This window comes from Chitinophaga sp. NPDC101104, from assembly GCF_050277495.1.
In the GTDB taxonomy this organism is placed as follows: domain Bacteria; phylum Bacteroidota; class Bacteroidia; order Chitinophagales; family Chitinophagaceae; genus Chitinophaga.
The window spans coordinates 2,999,677-3,021,109 of the sequence record NZ_JBNNSF010000001.1 but is presented as its reverse complement, the minus strand read 5'-3'; the positions used below and the strand labels follow the sequence as shown (position 1 = coordinate 3,021,109).

Here is a 21,433-nt window from a genome sequence, read left to right as displayed (position 1 = left end):
TACCGCAATGTTTATAATCCGGGGCGCGAATGTTGCTACCGGAGGGTTAAAATGTTAATTACAGCGGTATGATTTGTTGCCTTCAGGGTTTGCGCATGGCCGTCGCATAGGCCGAAGGCAGCATGTGGTAGGCCATCTTGAAGTAACGCGCGAAATATTTGGGGTTATTGAATCCTACTTCATATGCCACCTCGGCGATGTTCATTTCCGTCTTCGAAAGCAGATCGGCCGCACGGCGCAAACGCACGGAACGGATGAATTCGATGGGCGGCTGCCCGGTAAGGGCGTAAATCCTTTTGTAAACAGAAACCCTGTTCATATGCAACTCCCGGCTGAGGGCTTCCACCGAAAAATCGGCGTCTGAAAGATGCTTTTCCACGATTTCCAATGCCCGCTGCATGAATTTTTCGTCGGCCGACAGCTGTCCGGGCTCCGCGTCTTTCGGGATCACCCAATGCACCGGTGCCTTCCTTTCGAGCAGGTTGCGCACGCGCGACAGCATGATCTCGAAGCTGAAGGGTTTCACGAGATAATCGTCTGCCCCTGCATCCAGCCCCTCCAGCTGCACCGTTTCCTCCCCCATGGCCGTTAACAGGATCACCGGGATGTGGCGGGTGCGCGCGTTGCCGCGGATCTTCCGGCAAAGGCTCAGGCCGTCCATCCCGGGCATCGTGATATCGCTGACCACTAAATCCGGTTGGGCCGACAAAGCCTTCTGCCATCCGGATTCGCCATCGGCGGCTTCCAGCACCTGGTAATATTGCTGCAGGTTCTCTTTCAGGTAAAAACGAAAATCCTCCGTGTCTTCCACCAGCAAAACCGTCGGTTTGCGCTTGCCTTTCCGCGGCGCTGCGGCACGGTCGCCACTTGAAGGAGCCGGCGCCTCCGGTACCACAGTCTCCGTTTTAACTTCCGCCGAAACCAACTGATACGGGATCCGCACGGTAAAACAGCTCCCCTGGTCGGGAACGCTCTCCACCTCCACGGTCCCCTGTTGCATGGTCACGAACTCGCGGGTAATGGCCAACCCGATGCCGCTGCCGGGGCTCACGAACGCGCTGCGCTGATCGGCCTGGAAATACCGGTCGAAGATTTTACCGATCCGGTCGGGCGAGATCCCGATCCCTGTATCGCGCACGCGCAGCTCCAGCCAGGCACGCTCCGGCTCTGGCGATATATCCACCGACACTTCCACTTTTCCGCCCGCCGGCGTGAATTTGAATGCATTGGAAAGCAGGTTGAAAACGATGCGCTCCAGCTTGTCGTGGTCGAACCGGGCGTACACCGGCTCCTCGCTGGCGGCATAATCCAGGGAAACGCCCTTCCGCTCGGCGAGGTCGGAAAACGACTGCACCGCTTCGCGCAGGAAGCTCATGAGCTCGCCCGGCAGCGGGTCTGTCCGCAGTTCCTGCATTTCCATTTTCCGGAAATCCATGAGCTGGTTCACGAGATTGAGGAGGCGCCGCGCGTTCCGCCGGATCAGCTGGAACTGGCGGCGGTCACTCTCATCGGCCGACTTCCGGATGAAATCCTCTATGGGGGAAAGTATGAGGGAAACGGGCGTCCGTAATTCGTGGCTGACGTTCGTCAGCAGCTTGATCTTCATTATGTCCAGTTCGTGGAGCCGTTGTGCCTCGCGGCGCTCGTTTTGCAGCGCGAAACGGCGATGCGCCCTGCGGATGATGGCCATCCGCCCGAGGTACAGGGCCGCGATCAGCAATACCACATATATCGTATACGCCCAACCGGTAGCCCACCAGGGCGATAAAATCCTGATCTGCAACGAGATGCCTCCGCCCGTGGGGTTCCCGTCTTCCGGCGACGACCGCACATGCAGCGTATAGGCGCCGGGGTTAATATTGGTGTAGGATATCCGGCGCGTCTTGCCGTCGGTCAGCATCCATTCCTTGTTAAACCCTTCCAGCTTGTATTCATACCGGTTCTTGTCCGCATGCCGGAAATTCAGCGAAGCGAAATCGACCGAAAAATCATTTTCATTATACCGCAATTCGATCTCCTGCGTTTCCGGCAGCGATGCGCTCAATACGGTGTGGCCACGGAAATTCTCGCCCGGCGCGATCGTTTTGTTGAATAGCTGCAGGCCCGTGAAAACCAATGCCGGCGGGGTCCTCGTTTCACGAATCTCCGCGGGGTTGAAGAGGTTGAACCCGTCTGCCCCGCCAAACAACATTTCCCCGCTTTTCAGCCGGAGCGCGGCATTGACGTTGAACACCTTGCCCTGCAAACCATCCTGTTCGTCGTAATTCCTGCAGGAAATGGCCAGCGCGCTTCCCTCTCCCGTGGCCCGTATGCGCGACAAGCCCCGCGTCGTGCTCACCCAGAGGTAACCGTTATCGTCTTCCAGGATGCTGACGATCGTATTGTCCGGCAGCCCGTCTTCCATCCTGAACGTCCGGAAGAGTTGGGTGGATGGATCGTAATAACTAAGTCCCTCGCGGGTCCCGGCCCACATGCGCCCCTGTTTGTCGCAAAGCAGGGAGGTGACGTTGTCGTTGCTGAGCTGGTGCGTGCTGCGCAACAGGTGCACGAAAATCCCTTTCGATTTGTCGAGCACATCGATACCGTAGGCCGTTCCGATCCAGAGGTCGCCGGCGGGCGTTTCGGCAAATGCGGTGATGTAGTTGGAATGGACGGAATTGGCCATGTCCACACTGTTATGATAGAAGATGCCATTGCCGCGGTCGAACCGGTCGAGCCCGCCGCCCAGGGTGCCAGCCCAGAAATTGTTCCGCCGGTCTTCATAGAGTTTCCAGACGGTTTTGTTGGCCAGGCTGTTCGCGTCTTTCGGGGAATGGCTGTAATGCGTGAAGCGCCCGTTGCTAAAGTATCCCATCCCGCCGAAATAATAACCGATCCAGAGCTGGTCCCATTTATCGACGTGGAGGCTTACGATAACGTCGTTGCTAAGACTGTTCTCATCGCCCGGTTTGTGCCGGTATTGGCGGTACAGCTTTGTTTTCCGGTCGTAATAGATCAATCCGCCGCCGTTCGTCCCGATCCAGATATTGCCTTTTTTATCCTCCGCGAAGCAGTTCACATCGTTGTAGGGCAATGAAAGCGGATCGCCGTGTTTGCTGTCGTGCAGCGCGAATTTCATTTTGTTCTCCGCGAAATAGCTCAGGCCGCGCTTGTACGTTCCGCACCACACGATGCCCTGGCGGTCTTTATACAACGCATAAATCGCATTTTCCGCGATGCTTTTGGAATCTTCGGGCCGGTTCACGAAAAACCGGGCCTTGAACGTGTTTTTATCGAGGATGTTGACGCCGCCATGATCGGTGCCGATCCAGATCAGTCCATGATCGTCCTGGATGACGCTGTTGACGATATCGTTGTTGAGGATGCCCGATTTCCGCGAGACGATGCGTTTTTCGCCGGTCGACGGCCGGAAGTACAACGCGCCGAAGTCGATGCCCGGCCGGTAGACCCAGCAATCTTTCTGCGCGTCTACGAACAAAGCGAGCGGCAAATTCCCGCGGGTAACGTCTGCACAAAGCGTTTCGGAATGCCAGATGGTGCGGCCGCTGCGGAGATCGATGCGGGTGAGGGCGCCATCGTGCCAAAGGAGCAACAATCCCTTTTCGTCTTCGCGGCGGATGTCCACGATCTGCGCGCCCGTCCGCATGGGGAGCGTGATCCTTGCGGCGCGTCCGTTGGGCAGTTTGCGATACAATCCCGAATCCGCATACGCCGCCCAGCAGGTATCTCCGGCCATGAGCATGGAGGTGAGCCCTGTTTCCGGCAACCCGCGCTGCCGCAGCCAGGGCGCTGCCTGCGAAAACTGTTCCCGGCGGGGATCGTACACGTTGTCGCCGTTGCGGGTGCGTACGTACATGCGGCCGTCAGGTGCGGAAAACAGGGCGATGATGTAATCGTCGCTGAGGGAAAGGGAATCGGAAAAGATGTGGCGGAAGACGCGGAAATTGGTACCGTCGTAGCGGTTGAGGCCGCCGAGCGTGCCGAACCAGAGGAAACCGCGGTCGTCCTTATAGATACAATTCACCTGGTTGTTGCTCAGGCCGTGGTGGATGTTAAGGCTGGAAAAAGGGTACGACGGCTGTTGTGCATTGGCATAACAGCACGCGGCGAGACATAGCGGGATCAGTAGTTTCTTGAACATGGAACATCGTGGAACTACCGTAATTTATGAAATAAAGGGCGAAAAAAAGCGCCCCCGGCCGGGGGCGCTTCGGAATTATTTCGGGCCTGTGTTATCAGGGGGCCGGTTTCCAGGTGTTGTTCGCGGGGTTAACGTCGGGCAGTACCTTGTCGGGGTCTACCGTTACGGCTACCACTTTGCTTTTGGAGAGGTGATGGAACGTCCATACCCCGCCGTTTTGCCAAACTTCCACGGGCAGATCGACGCGGGAGGTTTTGCCGTCGGCTTCCTTGATCTCCACGGTCACCGGCATCGGTGCTTTTTCCACGCAGATCACCTGGATGGCGGTGGTGGAATCGTTGCGCTGGAGCACGGTCCCGGCGGCCATGTCCACCTTCCAGTTATTGATGATCCAGCCGCGCCAGAACCAGTCCAGGCTTTCACCGGCGCTGTTCTCGATGGCACGGAAGAAGTCCCACTGCGTCGGGTGCTTGAACGCCCAATTGTCGATGTAATATCTGAAAGCTTTGTCGAACCGCTCTTCGCCGAGCACCACATCGCGGAGTATCTCCAGGCCTACAGCGGGTTTGTAGTACCCGAGGGTCCCATAGCTCATGGGCTTGATCACGTCCGGGCGGTGCAGGATGGCGGCGGCGGAATCGTAGAACATCATGCGGGCCACGGAATGGCGGTCGCGCGGGTGATAGAACTCCCCTTTATTGAATGCCCTGTCTGCGATCCCGTTGATGAAGGTATTAAAACCTTCGTCCATCCAGCCGAAGCGTCTTTCGTTGCTACCTACGATCATGGGGAACCAGTTATGTCCGAATTCGTGGTTGGTTACGCCCCACAGTCCGCCCTTCTGCGAGCGGGAAGAGCAAAACACGATGCCGGGATATTCCATCCCGCCCACGATCCCGGCTACGTTTACGGCAACGGGATAAGTGTAAGGGTACCATTTTTCGGAATAATGTTCGATGCAGCCTTTCACGAATTCGGTGGAACGGCGCCAGGCGGAATCGCCGGCGCTTTCTTCGGGATACACGCTCATGGCGAGGGCTTTTTTACCTGCGGGCAGATTGATGCGCGCGGCGTCCCAGATGAACGATTTGCTGGCGGCCCAGGCTACGTCGCGGGTATTGACGCAACGGAACTTCCAGGTCAGTTTGTCTTTGGCCGGGCGCGATGCGGGGTCTTTCACTTCGGAAAGGTCGCGCAGCATCACGGTTTTATCGCTCGCGGAAGCCTGTTTCCAGCGGGCGAGCTGCGTGGGCGTGAGCACTTCGGCGGGGTTGAGCAGTTCGCCCGAACCTACTACGATATGCGCGGCCGGCGCGGTCACGTTATAATCGATATTGCCGTATTCCAGGTAGAATTCGCCCTGTCCCATGTAGGGCAGCGTGTTCCAGCCGAGCACATTATCGAAAACGCACATCCGGGGATACCACTGCGCGATCTCGTAAATACGGCCGTTTTTCGTATTGAGGATGCCCATGCGGTCTGTTCCGTATTCCGGAATGGAAAACGAAAAGTCCACCTGCAGCTGGACCGTGCCGCCATTGGCTTTCAGCGCCTGCGGCAGTTCCACGCGCATGCGGGTATCGTTGATATTGAATTCCGCTTTTTGCGATTTGCCCGCCTGCAGCAGGGCTACGTTGGTGATGTTGTACCCGCCTTCGAAATTGCGGTTGGCCCAGCGGCCGCCCGTAGGTGAAGTGGCGGCTACGGAGCGCGACGAGAGCTTGTAAATGTTCTGGTCGAGCTGCAGCCAGAGGAAAGGCAGGTTTTCCGGGCTATTGTTCTTGTAAGTGATGATCACGGTGCCGGAAACGGTTTCCTTCACATCGTCGAACGTAACGTCGATCTTGTAATCTGCGCCGTTCTGCCAGTACCGGGCGCCGGGGCGGCCGCTGGCGGTGCGCTCGTCCGTTCCGTTTTCGGGGTAGAACACCGGGTTGAAGGCTTCGTAGGCATTGTAGCGGGATTCTGGTTGTTGCGCTGCGGCCGTGGAGCAGATGCAAATGCATCCCGCCATGGCGGCAAGCCAATTTTTAGTTTGCTGTAATGCAGGCATAATTCTGTTGTTAAGAAGAGGGAAAACTAGGGATATTTATTTGTTAAACAAAGCGATGTGGTATGAACGGCGTCCCGGGTCAGCGGCGCTTCCAGGCGTCCAGGACGGTTTCGCCCCTTGGGCTGAGCCGGTAACCGACTTCCAGGCTTTCGGTGAGGCCCATGTTCTTGAGCTTTCGGATGCTGACCTTCAGCCAGTCTTTATCGATCTGCAATGCTTCTGCCAGATTGCCTGCCCTTTCAGCCGGGCGCTGGCGGATGATGCCGAGGGCCCGTTTGGTCCAGTGGCCGTAGGGGCTCCGCTGGTCGAGGCCTTCCAGCTTTTTCAGGAGCTTTTCCATTTCGCCGGCGTCCAGGTCCCCGGATTCCCGCAGTGCGATGCGCGGATCGTCTCCCCCATAATGAAAGCGGATACGGAACAACGTCCCTTCCCGTTTATCCAGTTCCGTTAGTAAGGCCTGGCGGGTGGCGTAGCCGGATTCCCGAGCCGTTGCGTCGGTAATATCCTTGAGCGGCACTTCGTCTACCGCGTCGATATGCAGCAGGCCGATGGCCGTCAGCAAGGTGCCGCCGGCTTTGACGGTCGGCCGTTTCCAGCGGCGGTATGCCAGTTTGACCTTCCCCTGGCGGATGGGCTCCAATATCTTCTCCCTGAACAGCATACCCGAATATAAGGCTTTTTTTAAGCATATAAACGACCGCCAACTTGTCGCAAATGCCCCCTGATGGACTGATTTTTGTATATTTACTCCTTAAATTTTGAGCGTATGAAAATAGACATCTGGTCGGACGTGGCCTGCCCGTTCTGTTACATCGGCAAACGCCACCTGGAGGCCGCGCTGGCACAGTTCCCCCATGCGAAAGACGTGGAGGTGACCTGGCACAGTTTCGAGCTGAACCCCGATGCGCAAAAGGATTACAAGGAAGATCACTATACATTGCTGGCTTCGAAATACGGTATGACGCGTGAGGCGGCCGTGGCGAACTCCCAACGGGTTTCCGAGTCGGGAAAGGCCGTGGGCATCGATTTCAAGTTCGACGAGCTCATCCATACCAATACCTTCAATGCCCACCGGCTGATCCAGCTGGCGGCGCGGCATGGCAAGCAGGATGAAATCGAGGAGCGCCTTTTCCATGCTTACTTCACGGAAGGCAAACATATCGGTGAAACCCCGGTACTGGAAACCATCGCCAAAGATGCGGGCCTGGATGCGTCGGATATGCTGAAAGGCACGGATTTCACCGGTGAAGTGCGGCAAGACGAAGCGCAGGCCCAGCAACTGGGCATCCGCGGGGTGCCGTTTTTCGTGTTCGACATGAAATATGCCATCAGCGGGGCGCAGCCTGTGGAAGCATTCAATCAAACCCTGGAAAAGGTTTGGAGCGAGTCGCACCCGGCTTTGGTGAACGTACAGGGCGATGCGGACAATTCCTGTTCCGACGGGTCGTGCAGCATTTAATTACGATCGTCTCCCATAGAAAAAGCCTTCCTGCGCCGGTGTTAATACCTGCGCCGGAAGGCTTTCATTTTTAGGGTAATTTCCTAGAAGTTATACCCGGCCTTCAGCCCGAAGAAGCTGTTGGTGCCGTTTTTAAACCATCCCTCCCATTTGGCCTGCACATCGAGCCCGAGCACGCGGATGCCTACGCCCGGCGCGAAAAGGAACGCCGAGCCGTCGAGATCGCCGGTATAGTTGGCCGCACCTGCTTCCGCTTTTACGTACAGGATGGAAATCAGTTTGTATTTGAGGCCGATGCGAACGGGAACGGCTGCCACGTTGGGATAATCGATATTGTTCTCGGACTTGCCGCCGAAACGCATGTAACCGACAGACCCCGTCACGCCGAAACCTGCTACCAGCTTGATGTCTGCATTAAGACCAATGCCATAGCCGGTATTGTTGGTTTTGCTGAAATCCCCGACCGGGAAGCCGGCTTCTACATAAGGACCGATACTGAATCTTTTTAATTGCGCGCTGGCGGCGAAGCTGCCACAGAGCAGCAGTACCAGCAAAAGGGTTATCTTGTTTTTCATGCAACGGATATTTGGTGGTGATACATAACACGAAAGTATTATTTCTTTCCGATTCAGCCTAAAGTTCTTATTGTGAATTCCCTGGGCCTGAGCGGTTTCCTTTCGCATGCGTTTAATCGCTTCCGTTATAACGCGGGCGGGGCCGCGGGGGTTCTGTTTCGGGGAAGAAAAGATAAATTAGTATCTTCCGCTTTCCATTTTATGAAACGACTTGTTTTCCCTTTGATATTGCTCATGCTGGCCCAAACGGCATTTGCACAGCGCGGCGGCTGGGGCCACAGTGCCGCAATCCGTCTGAACACGACCGCTTCCGGGGCCAACGTTCCGGGAGATGTGGCGGGCTATCCGCTGGCGGTTTCCCTAAATGCGTCCAACTTCAACTTTTCCGACGCCATCGCAAACGGTGCAGACATTCGGTTTTCGGAAACGCCCGACGGGCCTTTCCTGCCGCAGAGCATCGAGTGGTGGGACCCCGCGGCCAAAGAAGCCCTCCTATGGGTCCGCATCCCTCTCGTAAAAGGGAACAGCCGCGCTCAGCTGCTGTACATGCACTGGGGCAATGCTGCCGCCACAGCCGCCGACCGCCCCGCCGAAGTTTTCGCTGTCTCGGACGGCTTCACCGGCGTTTGGCACCTCCAGGAGCCCGGCAACACCCTGCCCGGCGGCTATGCAGACGCCACGGCCAACGAAGCCAATGCCACCGGCGTCAACATGATGCCCTACAGCACGGTGAAAGGCGTGCTGGGCAAGGCGCAACGCTTCCGGTACCCGGAAAGGCAATGGATCAAGGTAGACGGCGAAAAGCGCAAGCTGTTCGATCTCGTGGAGCAAATGACGTTTTCCATCTGGGCGTATGCCGATACTTATTCCAATGCGGGCGATGAAGCCAAAAGAGTGCTTCCGGGATACGAAACCATGTTTGCCAAAGGCGATAATTCGTGGCGGTTACAGAAGTTCGGCATCCGCAACTGGCACCAGCCGGAGGCGGACCTGGTCGAGATTTGCGTGGAAAGGGCCTCGCCGCGCGGCGATCTTTGCGTGGTCGGCAAAACGGACATGCGGCTGAAACAATGGTACCACATCACCGGGGTGCATGATTTCCCCTACGTTCACCTGTACGTCAACGGTAAGCTGGAAAAAACGGAAAAATTCGATACCCCCTGGAAATCAGATGACCATCCCGTAGGGATCGGCAACCAGAGCCAGTTCCCGGACAAAGGCGGCCGTTTCTGGGACGGCGTGCTGGACGAAGCGCGGGTGATCGCAAAAGTAAAAGACGCCAACTGGATCAAATTGGATTATGAAAGCCAACGCCCCGGGAGCAGATTGCTTGAATTCCCTGCGGCTACCGCCGGCAGGTAAACCCGCGCTCCCGCGCCTGACCGCTATTTCTTCCGCTTCCGGCTGCTTTCGGCCGTTATGATACCGTTATATGAAATGGGCGACCGGTTATTGTTCGTGACCTGCAGCGAGGCGTACCCGTTCTCCGAAATCGTGAAGAACATTTGCTGCACATCGCGGTTGTCCCGGGGTTTGACCGTGATCTCCCAGCCTCCTTTCTTGCCGGCCGTTTCCGTGTATTCGAAATCGGTGGAGATAAAGTCGAGCCCATTGCGGGAAGGGTCTATCGGCGCGTTATACGCCCGCCCGAAAAACGGCAGGTAGGAATTCACCGTGTCTTTTGAAATCATCACCTCATACCCATCCCCCGCTACCTGCCGCGTTCTGCCGCTCATCGGCAATACGGTTTGCGCCCTGAAAACAAAGGAGCGGGCAGCCACGATGGATTTAATATTTTCTGCGCCGGCCGTAGGCACCTGTTGCGTGGAAGAACAGGCTAACGCCGTGAATGCCAGGAGCCAGACAGGGATCGTGTTCAGAATACGCATAGAAAACGGTTTAACAATATAAAAGGAAGAACAAAAGGTGGGCCATAAATGTTGCCGGGATTCCTTATATTGGGGTACTATATCCTTAAACACCTGATGCTATGACTCCATTCGTTTTGCTCGCCGCAGCAGCGGCCCTGTTTTTCGTCGCACATGTTCTTCTCCTTTTCACTTCCTTCGGGAAAGACAGCTACAACCGCAAAAAGTATCTCTGGTCTCACCTGACCCTGTGGATCTGCGGGGTGATCCTTTTTGCCATGACCACGCTGTTTGCCGGCAAGGGAACTTCCGAAGTGATGGACGTGTTCGATACGCCCGTGAAGCGCTGGCTGATCCTGGTGGTGGCACTGGGCCTCTCCGCGATCGCCCACACGGTCGTGAAACTGCTCGTGATGCCGAAATACCAGGCCCGCTGACCCCAGGGTTGCGCTGCTCCTTCCCGTTTCTTGCGTAAATTGCGGACATGACGCTCCGCAAAATCATTCATATCGACATGGATGCCTTCTACGCATCGGTGGAGCAGCGCGACCATCCGGAGTACCGCGGCAAACCCATTGCCGTGGGCGGCTCACCGGAAGGGCGTGGCGGAGTGGTGGCTACGGCCAGCTACGAAGCAAGAAAATTCGGCGTTCGCTCCGCCATGCCTTCCAAAAGAGCCCTGCAACTTTGCCCGCAGATCATTTTCGTATATCCCCGGTTCGATGTCTATCGCGACGTGTCCCGCCACGTCCGCTCCATCTTCCAACGCTATACCGATCTCATCGAACCGCTTTCGCTGGATGAAGCTTATCTCGACGTTACCCTCGACAAACTCAATATCGGTTCCGCCATCGCCATCGCGCAGCAAATCAAACAGGCGATCCGCGACGAGCTGAGCCTCACCGCTTCCGCCGGCGTTTCCGTCAATAAATTCGTGGCAAAAATCGCGTCGGACATGCAGAAGCCCGACGGGCTCACGTTCATCGCCCCCGCCCAGGTCGAAACCTTCATGGAAAACCTGCCCGTGGAAAAGTTTTTCGGGGTGGGAAAAGTGACGGCCGACAAAATGCAACGGATGGGGCTTTTCAAAGGCGCCGACCTGAAAAAACTGTCGGAAAACGATCTCGTCCAGCACTTCGGGAAAGCAGGCCGGTTCTACTTCCGCATCGTTCGCGGGCAAGACGACCGGACCGTGCAGCCCCACCGGGAAACGAAGTCCGTAGGCGCGGAAGACACCTTCCCCCACGATCTCACCACCCTCGCCGAAATGAACCCGGAATTGGACAAACTGGCCGTCAAAGTCGCATCCCGCCTGGAAAAGCATCAACTCAAAGGCCGCACCGTTACCCTGAAAGTGAAATACAGCGATTTCCGGCAGATCACGCGGAACCATTCCACCATCCACCCCATTTCCGACATGGAAACCATTGCCGGCGCCGCTAAACAGCTCCTCGCCAAAACCGAACCGGAGGAAGAAGGCGCCAAAATCCGCCTGCTCGGCATCACGGTATCCAACTTCAACGACGAACGCCCGGAAACGCCCCAGCTTTCCCTGTTTTGATCTCCCCTTTTCCGTTACATAAAAAAACCGCCACCCAATGAGTGACGGTTTGCATTATCGTGAGAACAGAACAGATCAGTATTTGGCGGCCTGTCCTTCTTTCGGGATGGATTTGAGGATGAACTGGCGCAGGTGCTCGTTGCTGGTAGCCAGATCGTCTTTGCGCAGGTACATCATATGTCCGCTGCGATACCCTTCGAACGACATCCGGTCTTTCAGCTTGCCGCCGGGGTCCATTTGCCAGAGGTTGTATTTGGCGTTGAAATAATCGCAGGCGCCGTCGTAATAGCCGCTTTGTACGAACACGTGCAGGTAAGGGTTCTGGGCCATGGCCTGGCGGAGGTTCTCGCCGGTGCGGTTATTGGACTGGTCCCAGGGCCAAACGGGCCCGAACATGTTGTATTTCAGGTCGGTCTTGTATTTCAGTTCCTCGCGGATGTAGATATTGATGGCCGGGGTGAAGGAATGCAGCCAGGAAGTCAGCTCCGCATTGTAATCCACGCCCTGTCCGGCGTCTTTTTTATCGATCCCCAGGTACCGGGAATCCAGCCGGCCAACTGTGTAGCCGCGGTCGCGGAGCAGCTCCTTCCAGAAGAAATTCGGCGAAATGTCGAGGTTGTTCTGCAACACCACTTTTTCGGAAATACCGGCATAGCGCGCCACTTTCGCGGCGATCTCCTTTCTTTTCGCATCGGGCAGGTTTCCGCCGAGCGCCAGTGCGGGCAGGTATTCGCGGATGGTGAAATCTTCCACTTCCGGGAGCATGGCGTTGAGGTCTTTCTGCTGCAGTTCGGGCGTGAGGGCTTTATGGTACCAGGCCGTGGCGGCGAAGTAAGGCAGCCGGAGCGCCGCTTCCGCCGGGCCGTTCCGCTCGATCCCCAGCTCCGTGGGCGATACGAGGACAACGCCGTTCACGTAGATCCATTGGGAGTTCTGCAGTTCCAGCGCCAGCCCGGACACGCGGGTGGTACCGTAGCTTTCGCCCACGAGGTATTTGGGGCTGGCCCAGCGTTTATACCGCGTGATGAACGTGCTGATCCATTCGGCGAGATACTTCACGTCCTGGTTCACCCCGAAAAATTTCGACCCCTGCACGTCTTTATTGGCCATGCGGGAGAATCCCGTGTTCACGGGATCTACATACACGATATCGGCCACATCGAGGATGGAATGGGGATTGTCTTTCAGTCCGTACGGCTGCACGGGATAGCCCTCGTCGTCGATTTTCAGCACCCGCGGCCCGGTATACCCGATCTGCATCCAGACGGAAGCCGTTCCCGGCCCGCCGTTGAAAGAGAATACCAGCGGCCGGGCGCCCTGGTCGGCCACGCCGGTGCGCTCGAAATAAGTGTAAAACACCCCGGCGATGGTTTTACCATCGTCGTCCCAGACGGGCAATGTGCCGGCGGTGACTTTATACGGCACACGCTGGCCTTTTATAGTGGCTTCGTGGGTGGTGACCACCGAGCGGTCGATCTCGAGCTTCCGCTCAACGGCGCCGGTGCCGGATTCGGCTTTCTCCGCTTCCGGAGCCGGTTTTTGAGCTTTTTGAGCAAAGACGGTAGTGCAGCAAAGCAGGCAGGCTGCGGCTAAGGTTGATTTCATATGCAAATAAAGAGCGATTTATATCCCAATATGGGAAATAAATCGCTCTTTACGGCATCAAAGGGATAAAAGGCGGATTATTTTGCCTGTGCGGTCATGAACGTCCATTTGACTTTGGGGGCGTAGCCGAAGGGCTTCCCGGAAGCGGGCTTTTCCATGCTTCCTTTTCCGTTTTCGGCTTTCAGCAAGACTTTCGTGAACTGCCCTTTTTCAAAATCGAAGGTATTGCCATCATCGTCGTACAGCACGAACGATCCGGGCGCGCTGCCGTACACCCGCACTTCGAGCGGGAGCACTTCCCCTGTTTTCGGGGCTTGCCGGCGCGGGGGCACCATGGGAACGAGGCCGCCGTCGCGCACGAAGAGCGGGATGCGGTCGAGCCGCGCATTCACGCTGATCACCCCGTCTTCCCCAGCCAGTTCACCGGTATAGAAATCATACCATTTTCCTTTCGGGAGATAAACTTTCCGGGCGGAATCGCCGGCGAAGAAGGGCGCCACGATGATATTGTCGCCCATCATGTACTGGTCTTTCAGCTCAGATCGGGTTTTGGCTTCGTAGGGGTTCAGCGTGGCGTCGAGCTTGCCGCCGCTCACCTGGGCCGTATAAGCGAATCCGTCGATGAGGTTCATGGAGCGGAAAGGCGGTTTTCCTTCGAATTTATATTGCGCGAAAGTGGAATAAATGTACGGGAGCAGCTGCATGCGGAGCATGGCCACTTCTTGCACGGCGGTTTCCACTTCGGGGAACGACCAGGGCTTGGTGCCGTCTGCCCAGGCGTTGAGCATGGCCATCGGTGAAAAACATACCGACTGCATCCGCCGTACCCATTCTTCGGCCGATTTGGAGGCACGCACTTCCGGCGTCCAGAGCACGCCGATGAAGCCGCTGTTGACCAGCGCGGTGATGAAGTCGGGATGGGAATAATAATCGTTATAGATCACGTAGGGAAATCGGCTGGCGCCTGCGTTGGACGCGCGTACCAGGCCGTACGTCCGCCGGTTTTGTTCGCGGAACCATTCGTCGGTCATTTGTTGCATGGCAAGACCGTAGATCTGGCGCATTTCTTCGGCCGACGTGCCCGACGGGAAGGTGGCCACATCGGGCCAGAGCCATTTGTCGTACCCATCGTTCTCATCCATTTTATAACCGCTGACGCCGAGGGAAATATGGTTTTTGATGAAGTGCCCGCGGAAAAGGGCTTTCGCCTCCGGCAGCGTGAAATCCGCCACCAGTCCGTTCCATACCGTATGCGACCCCGAAAGCGGCTTGATAGGCGCGTACAGGCTGCTTTTGGGGGAAACGTAGGGGTTGATCCAAAGGTTGGCCTTCACGCCCATGTTCCCCAGTTTTTTGATGAAACCCGCGGGGTCGGGGAAGCGCTTTTCGTCCCACTCGAACGTGCAGGGGTACGACATGGAATGCCATCCCGGTTCCACGCCGATGAAATCCAGCGGGAAGTTGTGCGTTTCGAATTCCTTCGCTTCGCGGATGATATCGTCCTGGCTGTACAGCGTCGGCACGCGTTGCGTGAAACCCAGGCCCCATTTGGGCGGCAGGTACCCGCCGCCGTTGAAGAGGTTGTATCGCTGTACGGCGTTCATGGCGGTGGGGCCGCCGAAAATGTACACCTCCGCCCCTTCTGCCGGCACGAGCATTTCCACGGCGTCGGAATAGGGTTGGGATTCCCAGTCTTTGTTGCCGTTGCGGTCGTGCAGGACGGGCGGATTTTTAGTATCCACGCGCACGGCGGTGCCGGCGTAAACGGTGATATAGCGCGCTGCGTCGACGAGCACGCCGTATCCGCGGGACGAAATGTACAGCGGCACGGGCGCATGGGTGCGGCCATCGTCTTTACCGCCGTAATGGTCTACATGCAGCTGGCTGACACGGCCGCGCTGGTTCACGGTTTTGAAGTTGAGGCCCAGGCCGAAGAGCTGTTCGTTGCGTTCGAGGGGGAAGCGGAGATAGACTTTCCCGTCAGCGAGCTTCACGGCGATTTCGCCGGGATCGAGCGGGAATGCGGACGGCGGGAGTTTGGCGAGGGCGGAGCTGTCTGGCGTAGCGCCGGCGATGCCGAGGAGGGTCACTTTGCCGGGAGTGCCCGCGGTGCCTTTCCAGACGCCCGGCATTACTTCGCGCCATTGCAATTGGGCGCTGAGGGTGGTGGACAGGCAAAGCAATCCGCACAGCAGCGGCAATGAAAATCTGATGTTCATAATCGTGGTAATTGGACGAGAAGATAATCAGATATTCCGGGTTTGCCGCGGCCGTGCGAAGATTCAGCCAACAACGGTGAAAATGCAGTTATCGTTTGACGGTGGTGGAATTGACGGGGTCCGTGGCTTTGGGGTTTACCTGGTAGCAGAGGACATCTCCGTTCTGGAGCACTTCCACGATGCGGTACCCGAAATAAGGCACGCCCCAGCTGCCGCCAAGGTGGCCGTCGAAGAAGTAATGTTTGCCGTTCTTTTCCTTCATGCCGTCTTCCGCGTGGTCGTGCCCGTGGAATATGGCGCGGAGGTTCTGTTGTTTGGAGAACATGTCCACCAATTCCGGGCAATCGATGCCGTGCTCGGTCCATTTCACGGGGGTGATATGCTGGATAACGAAGAGGTTTTTGGCATTGTTGTGTTTAGCGAGATGATCGCGCGTCCAGTCCAGATCAGGACAAACATATTTGCCTTTAATATCGGCCGTATTGAGGACGACGAAGGCGTTGTTGCCGACGGTGAAATCGTGGTGCCATCGGGTGCCGAAGACTTTTTCCCATTCGGATTCCTCTATCATGTCGTGGTTGCCGTGGGAGACGTAATATTTGGTGGAGAGCTGGTCCCACGCAGCTTTTGCGGGATGGATGAGGGCGGGATCGTTATGGAAAACATCGCCGTTGACGACGGTGAAATCGAGCCCTCTGCCGGCGGCTTCCTTGTTGAGGAGTTGGACCATGGCGCTGTGGTTTTCGGCGAACGTGGTTTGCGGCTGGCCGTAATGGCCATCGGAGGCCAGTGCGAAGCGAAGTTTCACTTTTCTGCGGGGAGGCAGTACGAAGCTTCCCGGCGCAAAGGATTGCAGCGCGGAACCGGCGCCGATGAGGACGATGCTTTTGAGCGAAAGCCCGATAAAATCTCTGCGGTTGATCATAAGCGAAGACGTTTAACCTTTCCAAGATAATAGAAAAAAAGTGTTGAAAAAATAAATGCTTGCCGGAAAATTTTTCGCGCGGGAATTTCCCGTATTGTTGGTTGCTAAAACATGCTGGGTGTAGTTTTCACGAATGATAAAATTTACATCCTTCAGTCATGGTGAAGAAAAATAAAAAAACAGTTCCGAAAAATTTTCGCGCAGAAAAAACAATTACAATTGAATCATAAAACCAGACGACTATGACATTTACGCTAACGATTCCCGACGAAAACCTGCAGGAACTGCATATGCAATCCGGAATTTTCAACCGCACCAAATTATGCCAGGAAATGGTGAGTTTTTATCAATGGATGCTGGATGAAGTCTGGAGTGGTAATGAAATCGTTTCCCAGGATCCGGAGGGGCAACACCAAAAGGTAATCAACTGCACCTCCATTCAAAACATTCAACGAAGAAGGCAAAATTTTCTCCATGGAAAAAAGTGATGATTCATTAATTGAAAAGTACCTGGTAAACTCGGGTGAATTGACCGCAGAGCAAAAGGCGGGTATGAAAATCGCCCAAATCCTGCTTTGGATGATCGGCGGGGTTATTGTGCTTTATGCGATGATCTGCATGGAACGAGGTTGCAGTCAAAGCCGGGCGCCCGCTCCAGCGGGCGCCACTTTAACACAACAGTTGCCGGCGTGGGGCCTCGCATGCGATGTGAATAAAAACCCTCCTTCGCAGTTGGAATTCGCCTTCCACAATTTCCAGTATGTATTGAATGTTTTGTTACCCGTCTTCACGACGGTGCTGGGGTACATCTTCGGCACCAGGTCCCGCGGCTGACCCGGCCCGGTTACCCGATAATTCTGACAGTTAATCATTTTTTTATTTTCCGGCGTAGCGGCTGTACTTTTTCAGCAGGCGGATGATTTCTGTGTGAGGAATCCCCGGCACAAAGTTCCCGTTGATCCCGGTCATGTCTCTCCCGGCCACGATGGCATTGAGGATCGCTTCTTCCGTTGCGAAAACGGTAGCGGTAAAGAGCGGGTCGATCTGATCGTTGGGGAGCATATCAAGCTTGGGGGCCACGTCGCGGCGGGAGGCTCTGGGATTGGCCGTACTGAAGGCGAGGAAGATATCGCCGGAAGAGTTCTCTCCCATTCCGCCCACCCTGGCAACGCCCAGCGCTACCCGCCGTGCGATGCGATTGAGCTGATGGGGCAATAACGGTGCATCGGTGGCTACGATCACGATGATGGAGCCGGTCCCGGGTTTGGCTTCGCCGAATTTCATGCGCCATTCCTTCGTCTTCAGCTCTGGCCACATCGGCACGCCCGCGATCGTGAGATGCCGGAACGCACCGTGGTTCGCCTGAACGAGCACGCCTACCGTGTAGGCCGAATCTCCCACGCGCACCACGCGTGACGATGTGCCCGTCCCTGCCTTGAACCCATGGCTCACCATGCCGGTGCCGCCACCCGTGCTGCCTTCCGATACCGGGCCGGACGTGGCACTGTCCAACGCATGAAAAACATGTTCTTTCGTGACATGCATGCCGTTGATATCGTTGAGCATCCCATCGTAGGTTTCCGCGACGATGGGCAGGGCCCAGAACAGTCCGTCGGTTTCTTCCAGGGGGAGGAAGTGTTTGTGTTTGTATTGCCATTCCACCACGGCATCGCGTACGATGCCGACGGAGTGAGTATTGGTGATGGTGACCGGCCCTTCCAGGAACCCGGATTCCGTGATCCAGGTGGTGCCGGTCATTTCGCCGTTACCGTTCAACGCGTACCATCCCGCGAATACCGGGTCATAGGTGTTGCCGCGCGGCAGGATGGCCGTTACGCCTGTGCGCACGGGGCCTTTCCCGGTTTGCAGGTTGCCTTCGCCGGAAATGAGGGTGGTCAGCCCCACCTTTACGCCCGGAACGTCTGTGATCGCGTTGAATTTACCGGTTTTGCCGGTGAGGGGAATCCCCAGGTCGCGCGCGCGGACCGCTTGCTGGGCAAATGTCGTATCGGGAATAAGGCTACCCAGTATGCAGGCGCCCATTAGCAGGGATAGGAGTTTCATGATCGGGGGTTTTTATGATTGTGGTAACAAATTGCGCATAGTTAAATTGCAAATCCACATGCAGGGCGTTGGTCGCGCTTACACATCCGTCAACAAGCCCATCTGACGGCTGTAGTCATATTGCTAATCCTCAGGCTGGGCGTCGATCGCGCTTACACCTTCGCCAACAACTCCAGCTCACGGCGATAGTCATATTGCAGATCCTCATGCTGGGCGTCGATCGCCTTTTCGATCTTGCGCAACTGCTGGAAATACAGGTTTCCCAGCTGCACACTGCTTTTCAGCAAATCCCCCGCGCGCCGGAGCCGCTTGCTGAAATGCAGCAGCAACTCGATCTCCGCAGTCTTGGATTGCGTAAAACGGATGTGTTTATTCGTAATACGGAGGATCTTCCGGATCGTTTTCTTCGCGAGATAAGCATGCGTGGTTCCGAGGTTATCGAATTCCGCATCGATATACGCCTTTACCTGGTCGAGATAGGTTTCGGGGTAAGACGCGTCGAACAACAGGTAACTGAGCAGCTCCTTGTTTTCCTTCTTGAATTTTGCCAGCCGGAGGCAAATTTCCACCAGTTCCGCATGCGGCAGCGACCCCATCTCCTTTTTCAATTCGTTGACCGTCACCGCCTTGATTTCCGCTTCGTTCTTTTTCTTTTTGGCCATACGCGTCCGGCTATTCCGTATAAAAATCGATCAGCGAACCGAAATACGCATCCCGCCAGCCTTCCACGATATCGTCGAACGCTTCGTCGGGGATATTGGAATGGCGCAGCTCCGCCGATGTGCCTTTTTTATGCGGGTGCAGGATGATCGTTACGATAGACGCGGGCTCCTGGTCGCCGAAGTACCACTCCTGCACCAGCTTCCGCCCTTCCTCGAACTCCAGGTTGCGGCCGGCGATGCTGCCGTCCCACAATGAGAACTCGGAACCGGGCTCGGTGCTCATTTCCGCCACGTCGCCCGTCCACAGCCGGATGGTGGCTTCGCGGGTAAGCGCCTGGTACACTTCTTCGGGTGGTGCGGGGATCACGAAATGTTGCTTGAAGTCTTTCATGTTGTGCAGGATGTTTATTCTTCTATCAGCTTAATGCCGGTTTTCGTCAGTTCGATTTTTTGTTGCTTGTAGAGCGCGCCCACGGTCATCTTGAAAGTCTTCTTACTCATGCCGAAGAACTCGCGGATTTCGTCGGGGTCCGACTTATCGTGGTAAGGCAGGTAACCGTCGTGCTCGCGGAGCAGCCGCAGCATGCGGGAGCCCTCGTCTTCCACCCGGTTGTACCCCGACTGGCCCGGCGCCACGTCCAGTTTATTGTCTTCCTTCACGGCTTTTACGAACCCTTTGAGGCGGTCGCCGATATCGAGCGGACGGAAAACGTCCGAATAATGCAATATCCCGGTGTGGCGGTTGTTGACGATGGTCACGAAACCAATGTCTGACCGGCGGTATACCAGCAGATCTACCCCATCCTTTTCCTGGACGGTCAGCGGATCGTTGCTGAGGAAAGGATCGATCTTTTCGGTGGCGGCCACGCGGCCGGTGAGCTCGTCGAGGTATATCATGACAAGATAATCCTGTCCTTTATGCATCTTGGAAACTTGCTGCGAAAGGGGGACGAAGAGGTCTTTGGCGAGGCCCCAGTCCAGGAACGCCCCCTGGTGGGTCGTGTCTACCGCCCTGAGGGAAACGATGTCGCCTACCACGCCTTTCGGCTTGTCTGTAGTGGCGATCAGCCGGTTTTCGGAATCGTGGTAGAGGAAAACGGTGAGCTCGTCGCCCGGGCGGGTGCCCGCGGGGACGTAGCGTTTGGGCAGGAGGATTTCCGTATCCCCGCCACCATCAAGATACACGCCGAAATCCGTCTCTTTTTTGACTTCCAGCTGGTTATATTCGCCGACTTTGTACATATCTGTTTTAAATTCGGCGGTAAAGGTACGATAAAAATAACGGGGCGGCGTGGGTGGTGGAAATTGGAAAAAGATCGATAAATTACCGGAACAATCCACGGACTATGAAAGAAACGCTCATGCTTCCCTCCAGCCGCCTGCCCGCCATCCCTGCCTGGCTCGCGGCCCCGTTCCGGCTGCTGGAGCCTGTCGGTAACCGGCTGCTGCTCATCGCCTTTTGCGGCGCGTTCAGTTTTGTTTTCATGTGCCTGTTCACGCCATTCAACATGAACCAGTGGTATAACGGCGGGCCGGTAACGGTCACGGGCGTGTTCGCGGTATTTTCCGGCTGCGGGATCGCCGCGCTGAGCATTTCGCAGTTCGGGTTGATGCGCCTGAAAGGGAAAAAGCCCCTCCGGCACTGGCAGTTCCTCGCCTGGTTCATGGGCGAATCGATGCTGGTGGCAGCCATCGTCAACATCGTCAATGTGTCGCTGCACGATTACCTTTCTTTCACCTGGTCGGAATATTGGGATACCTATAAATATGGGTTCGGCGTGCTGGCGCTTCCCTACTCCATCGCTTTGCTGTGGTTCCAGCGGGGCGTCCCCCAAATCCAGCCGGCCCCGGTACCCGTTCCGTTGGTAGAAGAAAAAGTGGCGGAACACCTCCTCATCCGGGATGAATACGACAAATTGGCCCTGAGCCTTCCGCCGGCGAGCTTGCTGATGTTGAAGGCCGAAGATAATTACGTACAGGTTTTTTACCGGAATGGCCAGGGGGTGAAAAAGGAACTGGTGCGCTCGTCCCTCAAAAAGCTGGAGCCCCAGCTTGCGGGGTTCAACATTACCCGGGCACACCGGTCGTACATGGTAAATATATCCAACGTGTTGTTATTCAAGAAAAACGCGAAGGGGCACTATTTGATGCTGGAGGGTCTGGACGACCAACCCGTGCCCGTATCGGCCAGTTACCTGCCCCAATTCCAGCAGAAATTCACCCCAGATTCATGAATTTCACCCCGCAACCCCGTTCCTTCACCCCGAAACAGCATTGTACAGGCAGCCGGTGAATGGTAAT

The 21,433-nt window shown here is 56.2% G+C and carries 19 protein-coding genes; 7 read left to right on the top strand and 12 right to left on the bottom strand.

The genetic code is table 11. From position 1 onward, the window contains the following. Positions 1-82: 82 nt before the first annotated feature. The 3 genes from ACQKLP_RS12175 to ACQKLP_RS12165 form a co-directional block, all read right to left on the bottom strand. Positions 83-4,141: a hybrid sensor histidine kinase/response regulator transcription factor gene (locus tag ACQKLP_RS12175; RefSeq protein WP_427323020.1), complete on the bottom strand. Its 4,059-nt coding sequence runs from the start codon at positions 4,139-4,141 to the stop codon at positions 83-85. Positions 4,142-4,235: 94 nt separating this feature from the next. After that, positions 4,236-6,155, bottom strand: a complete 1,920-nt coding sequence (locus ACQKLP_RS12170; RefSeq protein WP_427323019.1) for a M1 family metallopeptidase — start codon at positions 6,153-6,155, stop codon at positions 4,236-4,238. 118 nt (positions 6,156-6,273) lie between these two features. Then, complete coding sequence (locus ACQKLP_RS12165) at positions 6,274-6,855, bottom strand: hypothetical protein (RefSeq protein WP_427323018.1); 582 nt, start codon at positions 6,853-6,855, stop codon at positions 6,274-6,276. Positions 6,856-6,960: 105 nt separating this feature from the next. On the opposite strand from ACQKLP_RS12165, the gene ACQKLP_RS12160 reads away from it, so the two are divergent. After that, positions 6,961-7,653, top strand: coding sequence for a DsbA family oxidoreductase (locus tag ACQKLP_RS12160; RefSeq protein WP_427323017.1), 693 nt, complete (start codon positions 6,961-6,963; stop codon positions 7,651-7,653). Between the two features lie 83 nt (positions 7,654-7,736). Here ACQKLP_RS12160 and ACQKLP_RS12155 read toward each other — a convergent pair whose 3' ends face one another. Further along, complete coding sequence (locus ACQKLP_RS12155) at positions 7,737-8,228, bottom strand: outer membrane beta-barrel protein (RefSeq protein ID WP_427323016.1); 492 nt, start codon at positions 8,226-8,228, stop codon at positions 7,737-7,739. Between the two features lie 201 nt (positions 8,229-8,429). Here ACQKLP_RS12155 and ACQKLP_RS12150 point away from each other — a divergent pair, with 201 nt between their 5' ends. Beyond that, entirely contained in the window at positions 8,430-9,590 is a 1,161-nt protein-coding gene (locus tag ACQKLP_RS12150; protein ID WP_427323015.1) for a DUF2341 domain-containing protein, read from the top strand. A gap of 23 nt (positions 9,591-9,613) precedes the next feature. Here the strand turns inward: ACQKLP_RS12150 and ACQKLP_RS12145 are convergent, their stop codons facing one another. After that, entirely contained in the window at positions 9,614-10,117 is a 504-nt protein-coding gene (locus tag ACQKLP_RS12145; protein WP_427323014.1) for a DUF4251 domain-containing protein, read from the bottom strand. Positions 10,118-10,218: 101 nt separating this feature from the next. Between ACQKLP_RS12145 and ACQKLP_RS12140 the strand changes: the two genes are divergently transcribed. Then, positions 10,219-10,533 carry a hypothetical protein gene (locus tag ACQKLP_RS12140; protein WP_427323013.1) on the top strand — a complete coding sequence of 105 codons (315 nt, stop codon included), beginning with the start codon at positions 10,219-10,221 and terminating at the stop codon, positions 10,531-10,533. A gap of 47 nt (positions 10,534-10,580) precedes the next feature. Next, on the top strand, positions 10,581-11,657 hold the full coding sequence (dinB, locus tag ACQKLP_RS12135) for a DNA polymerase IV (RefSeq protein WP_427323012.1): 1,077 nt from the start codon (positions 10,581-10,583) through the stop codon (positions 11,655-11,657). A 75-nt stretch (positions 11,658-11,732) separates the two neighbouring features. Here the strand turns inward: dinB and ACQKLP_RS12130 are convergent, their stop codons facing one another. The 3 genes from ACQKLP_RS12130 to ACQKLP_RS12120 form a co-directional block, all read right to left on the bottom strand. Further along, positions 11,733-13,262: a S10 family peptidase gene (locus ACQKLP_RS12130; RefSeq protein ID WP_427323011.1), complete on the bottom strand. Its 1,530-nt coding sequence runs from the start codon at positions 13,260-13,262 to the stop codon at positions 11,733-11,735. Between the two features lie 77 nt (positions 13,263-13,339). Then, the gene (locus ACQKLP_RS12125; protein ID WP_427323010.1) at positions 13,340-15,481 is read right to left on the bottom strand and encodes a TIM-barrel domain-containing protein; all 2,142 of its coding nucleotides are present in this window, start codon (positions 15,479-15,481) and stop codon (positions 13,340-13,342) included. Positions 15,482-15,569: 88 nt separating this feature from the next. Continuing rightward, positions 15,570-16,406 carry a metallophosphoesterase family protein gene (locus tag ACQKLP_RS12120; RefSeq protein WP_427323009.1) on the bottom strand — a complete coding sequence of 279 codons (837 nt, stop codon included), beginning with the start codon at positions 16,404-16,406 and terminating at the stop codon, positions 15,570-15,572. Positions 16,407-16,648: 242 nt separating this feature from the next. Between ACQKLP_RS12120 and ACQKLP_RS12115 the strand changes: the two genes are divergently transcribed. Together ACQKLP_RS12115 and ACQKLP_RS12110 are read left to right on the top strand one after the other, a co-directional pair. Next, positions 16,649-16,894 (top strand): hypothetical protein, encoded by a 246-nt coding sequence (locus tag ACQKLP_RS12115; RefSeq protein ID WP_427323008.1) that lies wholly within the window; start codon positions 16,649-16,651, stop codon positions 16,892-16,894. Beyond that, positions 16,881-17,240: a hypothetical protein gene (locus ACQKLP_RS12110; protein ID WP_427323007.1), complete on the top strand. Its 360-nt coding sequence runs from the start codon at positions 16,881-16,883 to the stop codon at positions 17,238-17,240. The genes ACQKLP_RS12115 and ACQKLP_RS12110 overlap by 14 nt, the downstream gene beginning before the upstream one ends. A gap of 42 nt (positions 17,241-17,282) precedes the next feature. Here ACQKLP_RS12110 and ACQKLP_RS12105 read toward each other — a convergent pair whose 3' ends face one another. From ACQKLP_RS12105 to ACQKLP_RS12090, 4 genes are all read right to left on the bottom strand, one after another. After that, on the bottom strand, positions 17,283-18,470 hold the full coding sequence (locus ACQKLP_RS12105; protein WP_427323006.1) for a P1 family peptidase: 1,188 nt from the start codon (positions 18,468-18,470) through the stop codon (positions 17,283-17,285). A 152-nt stretch (positions 18,471-18,622) separates the two neighbouring features. Continuing rightward, positions 18,623-19,132 (bottom strand): hypothetical protein, encoded by a 510-nt coding sequence (locus ACQKLP_RS12100; protein WP_427323005.1) that lies wholly within the window; start codon positions 19,130-19,132, stop codon positions 18,623-18,625. A gap of 10 nt (positions 19,133-19,142) precedes the next feature. Beyond that, positions 19,143-19,523 (bottom strand): SRPBCC domain-containing protein, encoded by a 381-nt coding sequence (locus tag ACQKLP_RS12095; RefSeq protein ID WP_341839254.1) that lies wholly within the window; start codon positions 19,521-19,523, stop codon positions 19,143-19,145. A 14-nt stretch (positions 19,524-19,537) separates the two neighbouring features. Then, positions 19,538-20,374 carry a CvfB family protein gene (locus ACQKLP_RS12090; RefSeq protein ID WP_427323004.1) on the bottom strand — a complete coding sequence of 279 codons (837 nt, stop codon included), beginning with the start codon at positions 20,372-20,374 and terminating at the stop codon, positions 19,538-19,540. Positions 20,375-20,478: 104 nt separating this feature from the next. On the opposite strand from ACQKLP_RS12090, the gene ACQKLP_RS12085 reads away from it, so the two are divergent. Beyond that, positions 20,479-21,366, top strand: coding sequence for a LytTR family DNA-binding domain-containing protein (locus ACQKLP_RS12085; protein WP_427323003.1), 888 nt, complete (start codon positions 20,479-20,481; stop codon positions 21,364-21,366). The last annotated feature ends 67 nt before the right edge of the window (positions 21,367-21,433 follow it).

What these genes read in the sequence shown, in the direction of transcription:
- ACQKLP_RS12090 (WP_427323004.1), bottom strand. Translation starts at nt 20,374, where the DNA reads ATGTACAAAGTCGGCGAATATAACCAGCTGGAAGTCAAAAAAGAGACG.
- ACQKLP_RS12110 (WP_427323007.1), top strand. Translation starts at nt 16,881, where the DNA reads ATGGAAAAAAGTGATGATTCATTAATTGAAAAGTACCTGGTAAACTCG.
- ACQKLP_RS12100 (WP_427323005.1), bottom strand. Translation starts at nt 19,132, where the DNA reads ATGGCCAAAAAGAAAAAGAACGAAGCGGAAATCAAGGCGGTGACGGTC.
- ACQKLP_RS12125 (WP_427323010.1), bottom strand. Translation starts at nt 15,481, where the DNA reads ATGAACATCAGATTTTCATTGCCGCTGCTGTGCGGATTGCTTTGCCTG.
- ACQKLP_RS12130 (WP_427323011.1), bottom strand. Translation starts at nt 13,262, where the DNA reads ATGAAATCAACCTTAGCCGCAGCCTGCCTGCTTTGCTGCACTACCGTC.
- ACQKLP_RS12120 (WP_427323009.1), bottom strand. Translation starts at nt 16,406, where the DNA reads ATGATCAACCGCAGAGATTTTATCGGGCTTTCGCTCAAAAGCATCGTC.
- ACQKLP_RS12175 (WP_427323020.1), bottom strand. Translation starts at nt 4,141, where the DNA reads ATGTTCAAGAAACTACTGATCCCGCTATGTCTCGCCGCGTGCTGTTAT.
- ACQKLP_RS12160 (WP_427323017.1), top strand. Translation starts at nt 6,961, where the DNA reads ATGAAAATAGACATCTGGTCGGACGTGGCCTGCCCGTTCTGTTACATC.
- ACQKLP_RS12140 (WP_427323013.1), top strand. Translation starts at nt 10,219, where the DNA reads ATGACTCCATTCGTTTTGCTCGCCGCAGCAGCGGCCCTGTTTTTCGTC.
- ACQKLP_RS12155 (WP_427323016.1), bottom strand. Translation starts at nt 8,228, where the DNA reads ATGAAAAACAAGATAACCCTTTTGCTGGTACTGCTGCTCTGTGGCAGC.
- ACQKLP_RS12105 (WP_427323006.1), bottom strand. Translation starts at nt 18,470, where the DNA reads ATGAAACTCCTATCCCTGCTAATGGGCGCCTGCATACTGGGTAGCCTT.
- ACQKLP_RS12085 (WP_427323003.1), top strand. Translation starts at nt 20,479, where the DNA reads ATGAAAGAAACGCTCATGCTTCCCTCCAGCCGCCTGCCCGCCATCCCT.
- ACQKLP_RS12145 (WP_427323014.1), bottom strand. Translation starts at nt 10,117, where the DNA reads ATGCGTATTCTGAACACGATCCCTGTCTGGCTCCTGGCATTCACGGCG.
- dinB (WP_427323012.1), top strand. Translation starts at nt 10,581, where the DNA reads ATGACGCTCCGCAAAATCATTCATATCGACATGGATGCCTTCTACGCA.
- ACQKLP_RS12150 (WP_427323015.1), top strand. Translation starts at nt 8,430, where the DNA reads ATGAAACGACTTGTTTTCCCTTTGATATTGCTCATGCTGGCCCAAACG.
- ACQKLP_RS12170 (WP_427323019.1), bottom strand. Translation starts at nt 6,155, where the DNA reads ATGGCGGGATGCATTTGCATCTGCTCCACGGCCGCAGCGCAACAACCA.
- ACQKLP_RS12165 (WP_427323018.1), bottom strand. Translation starts at nt 6,855, where the DNA reads ATGCTGTTCAGGGAGAAGATATTGGAGCCCATCCGCCAGGGGAAGGTC.
- ACQKLP_RS12115 (WP_427323008.1), top strand. Translation starts at nt 16,649, where the DNA reads ATGACATTTACGCTAACGATTCCCGACGAAAACCTGCAGGAACTGCAT.
- ACQKLP_RS12095 (WP_341839254.1), bottom strand. Translation starts at nt 19,523, where the DNA reads ATGAAAGACTTCAAGCAACATTTCGTGATCCCCGCACCACCCGAAGAA.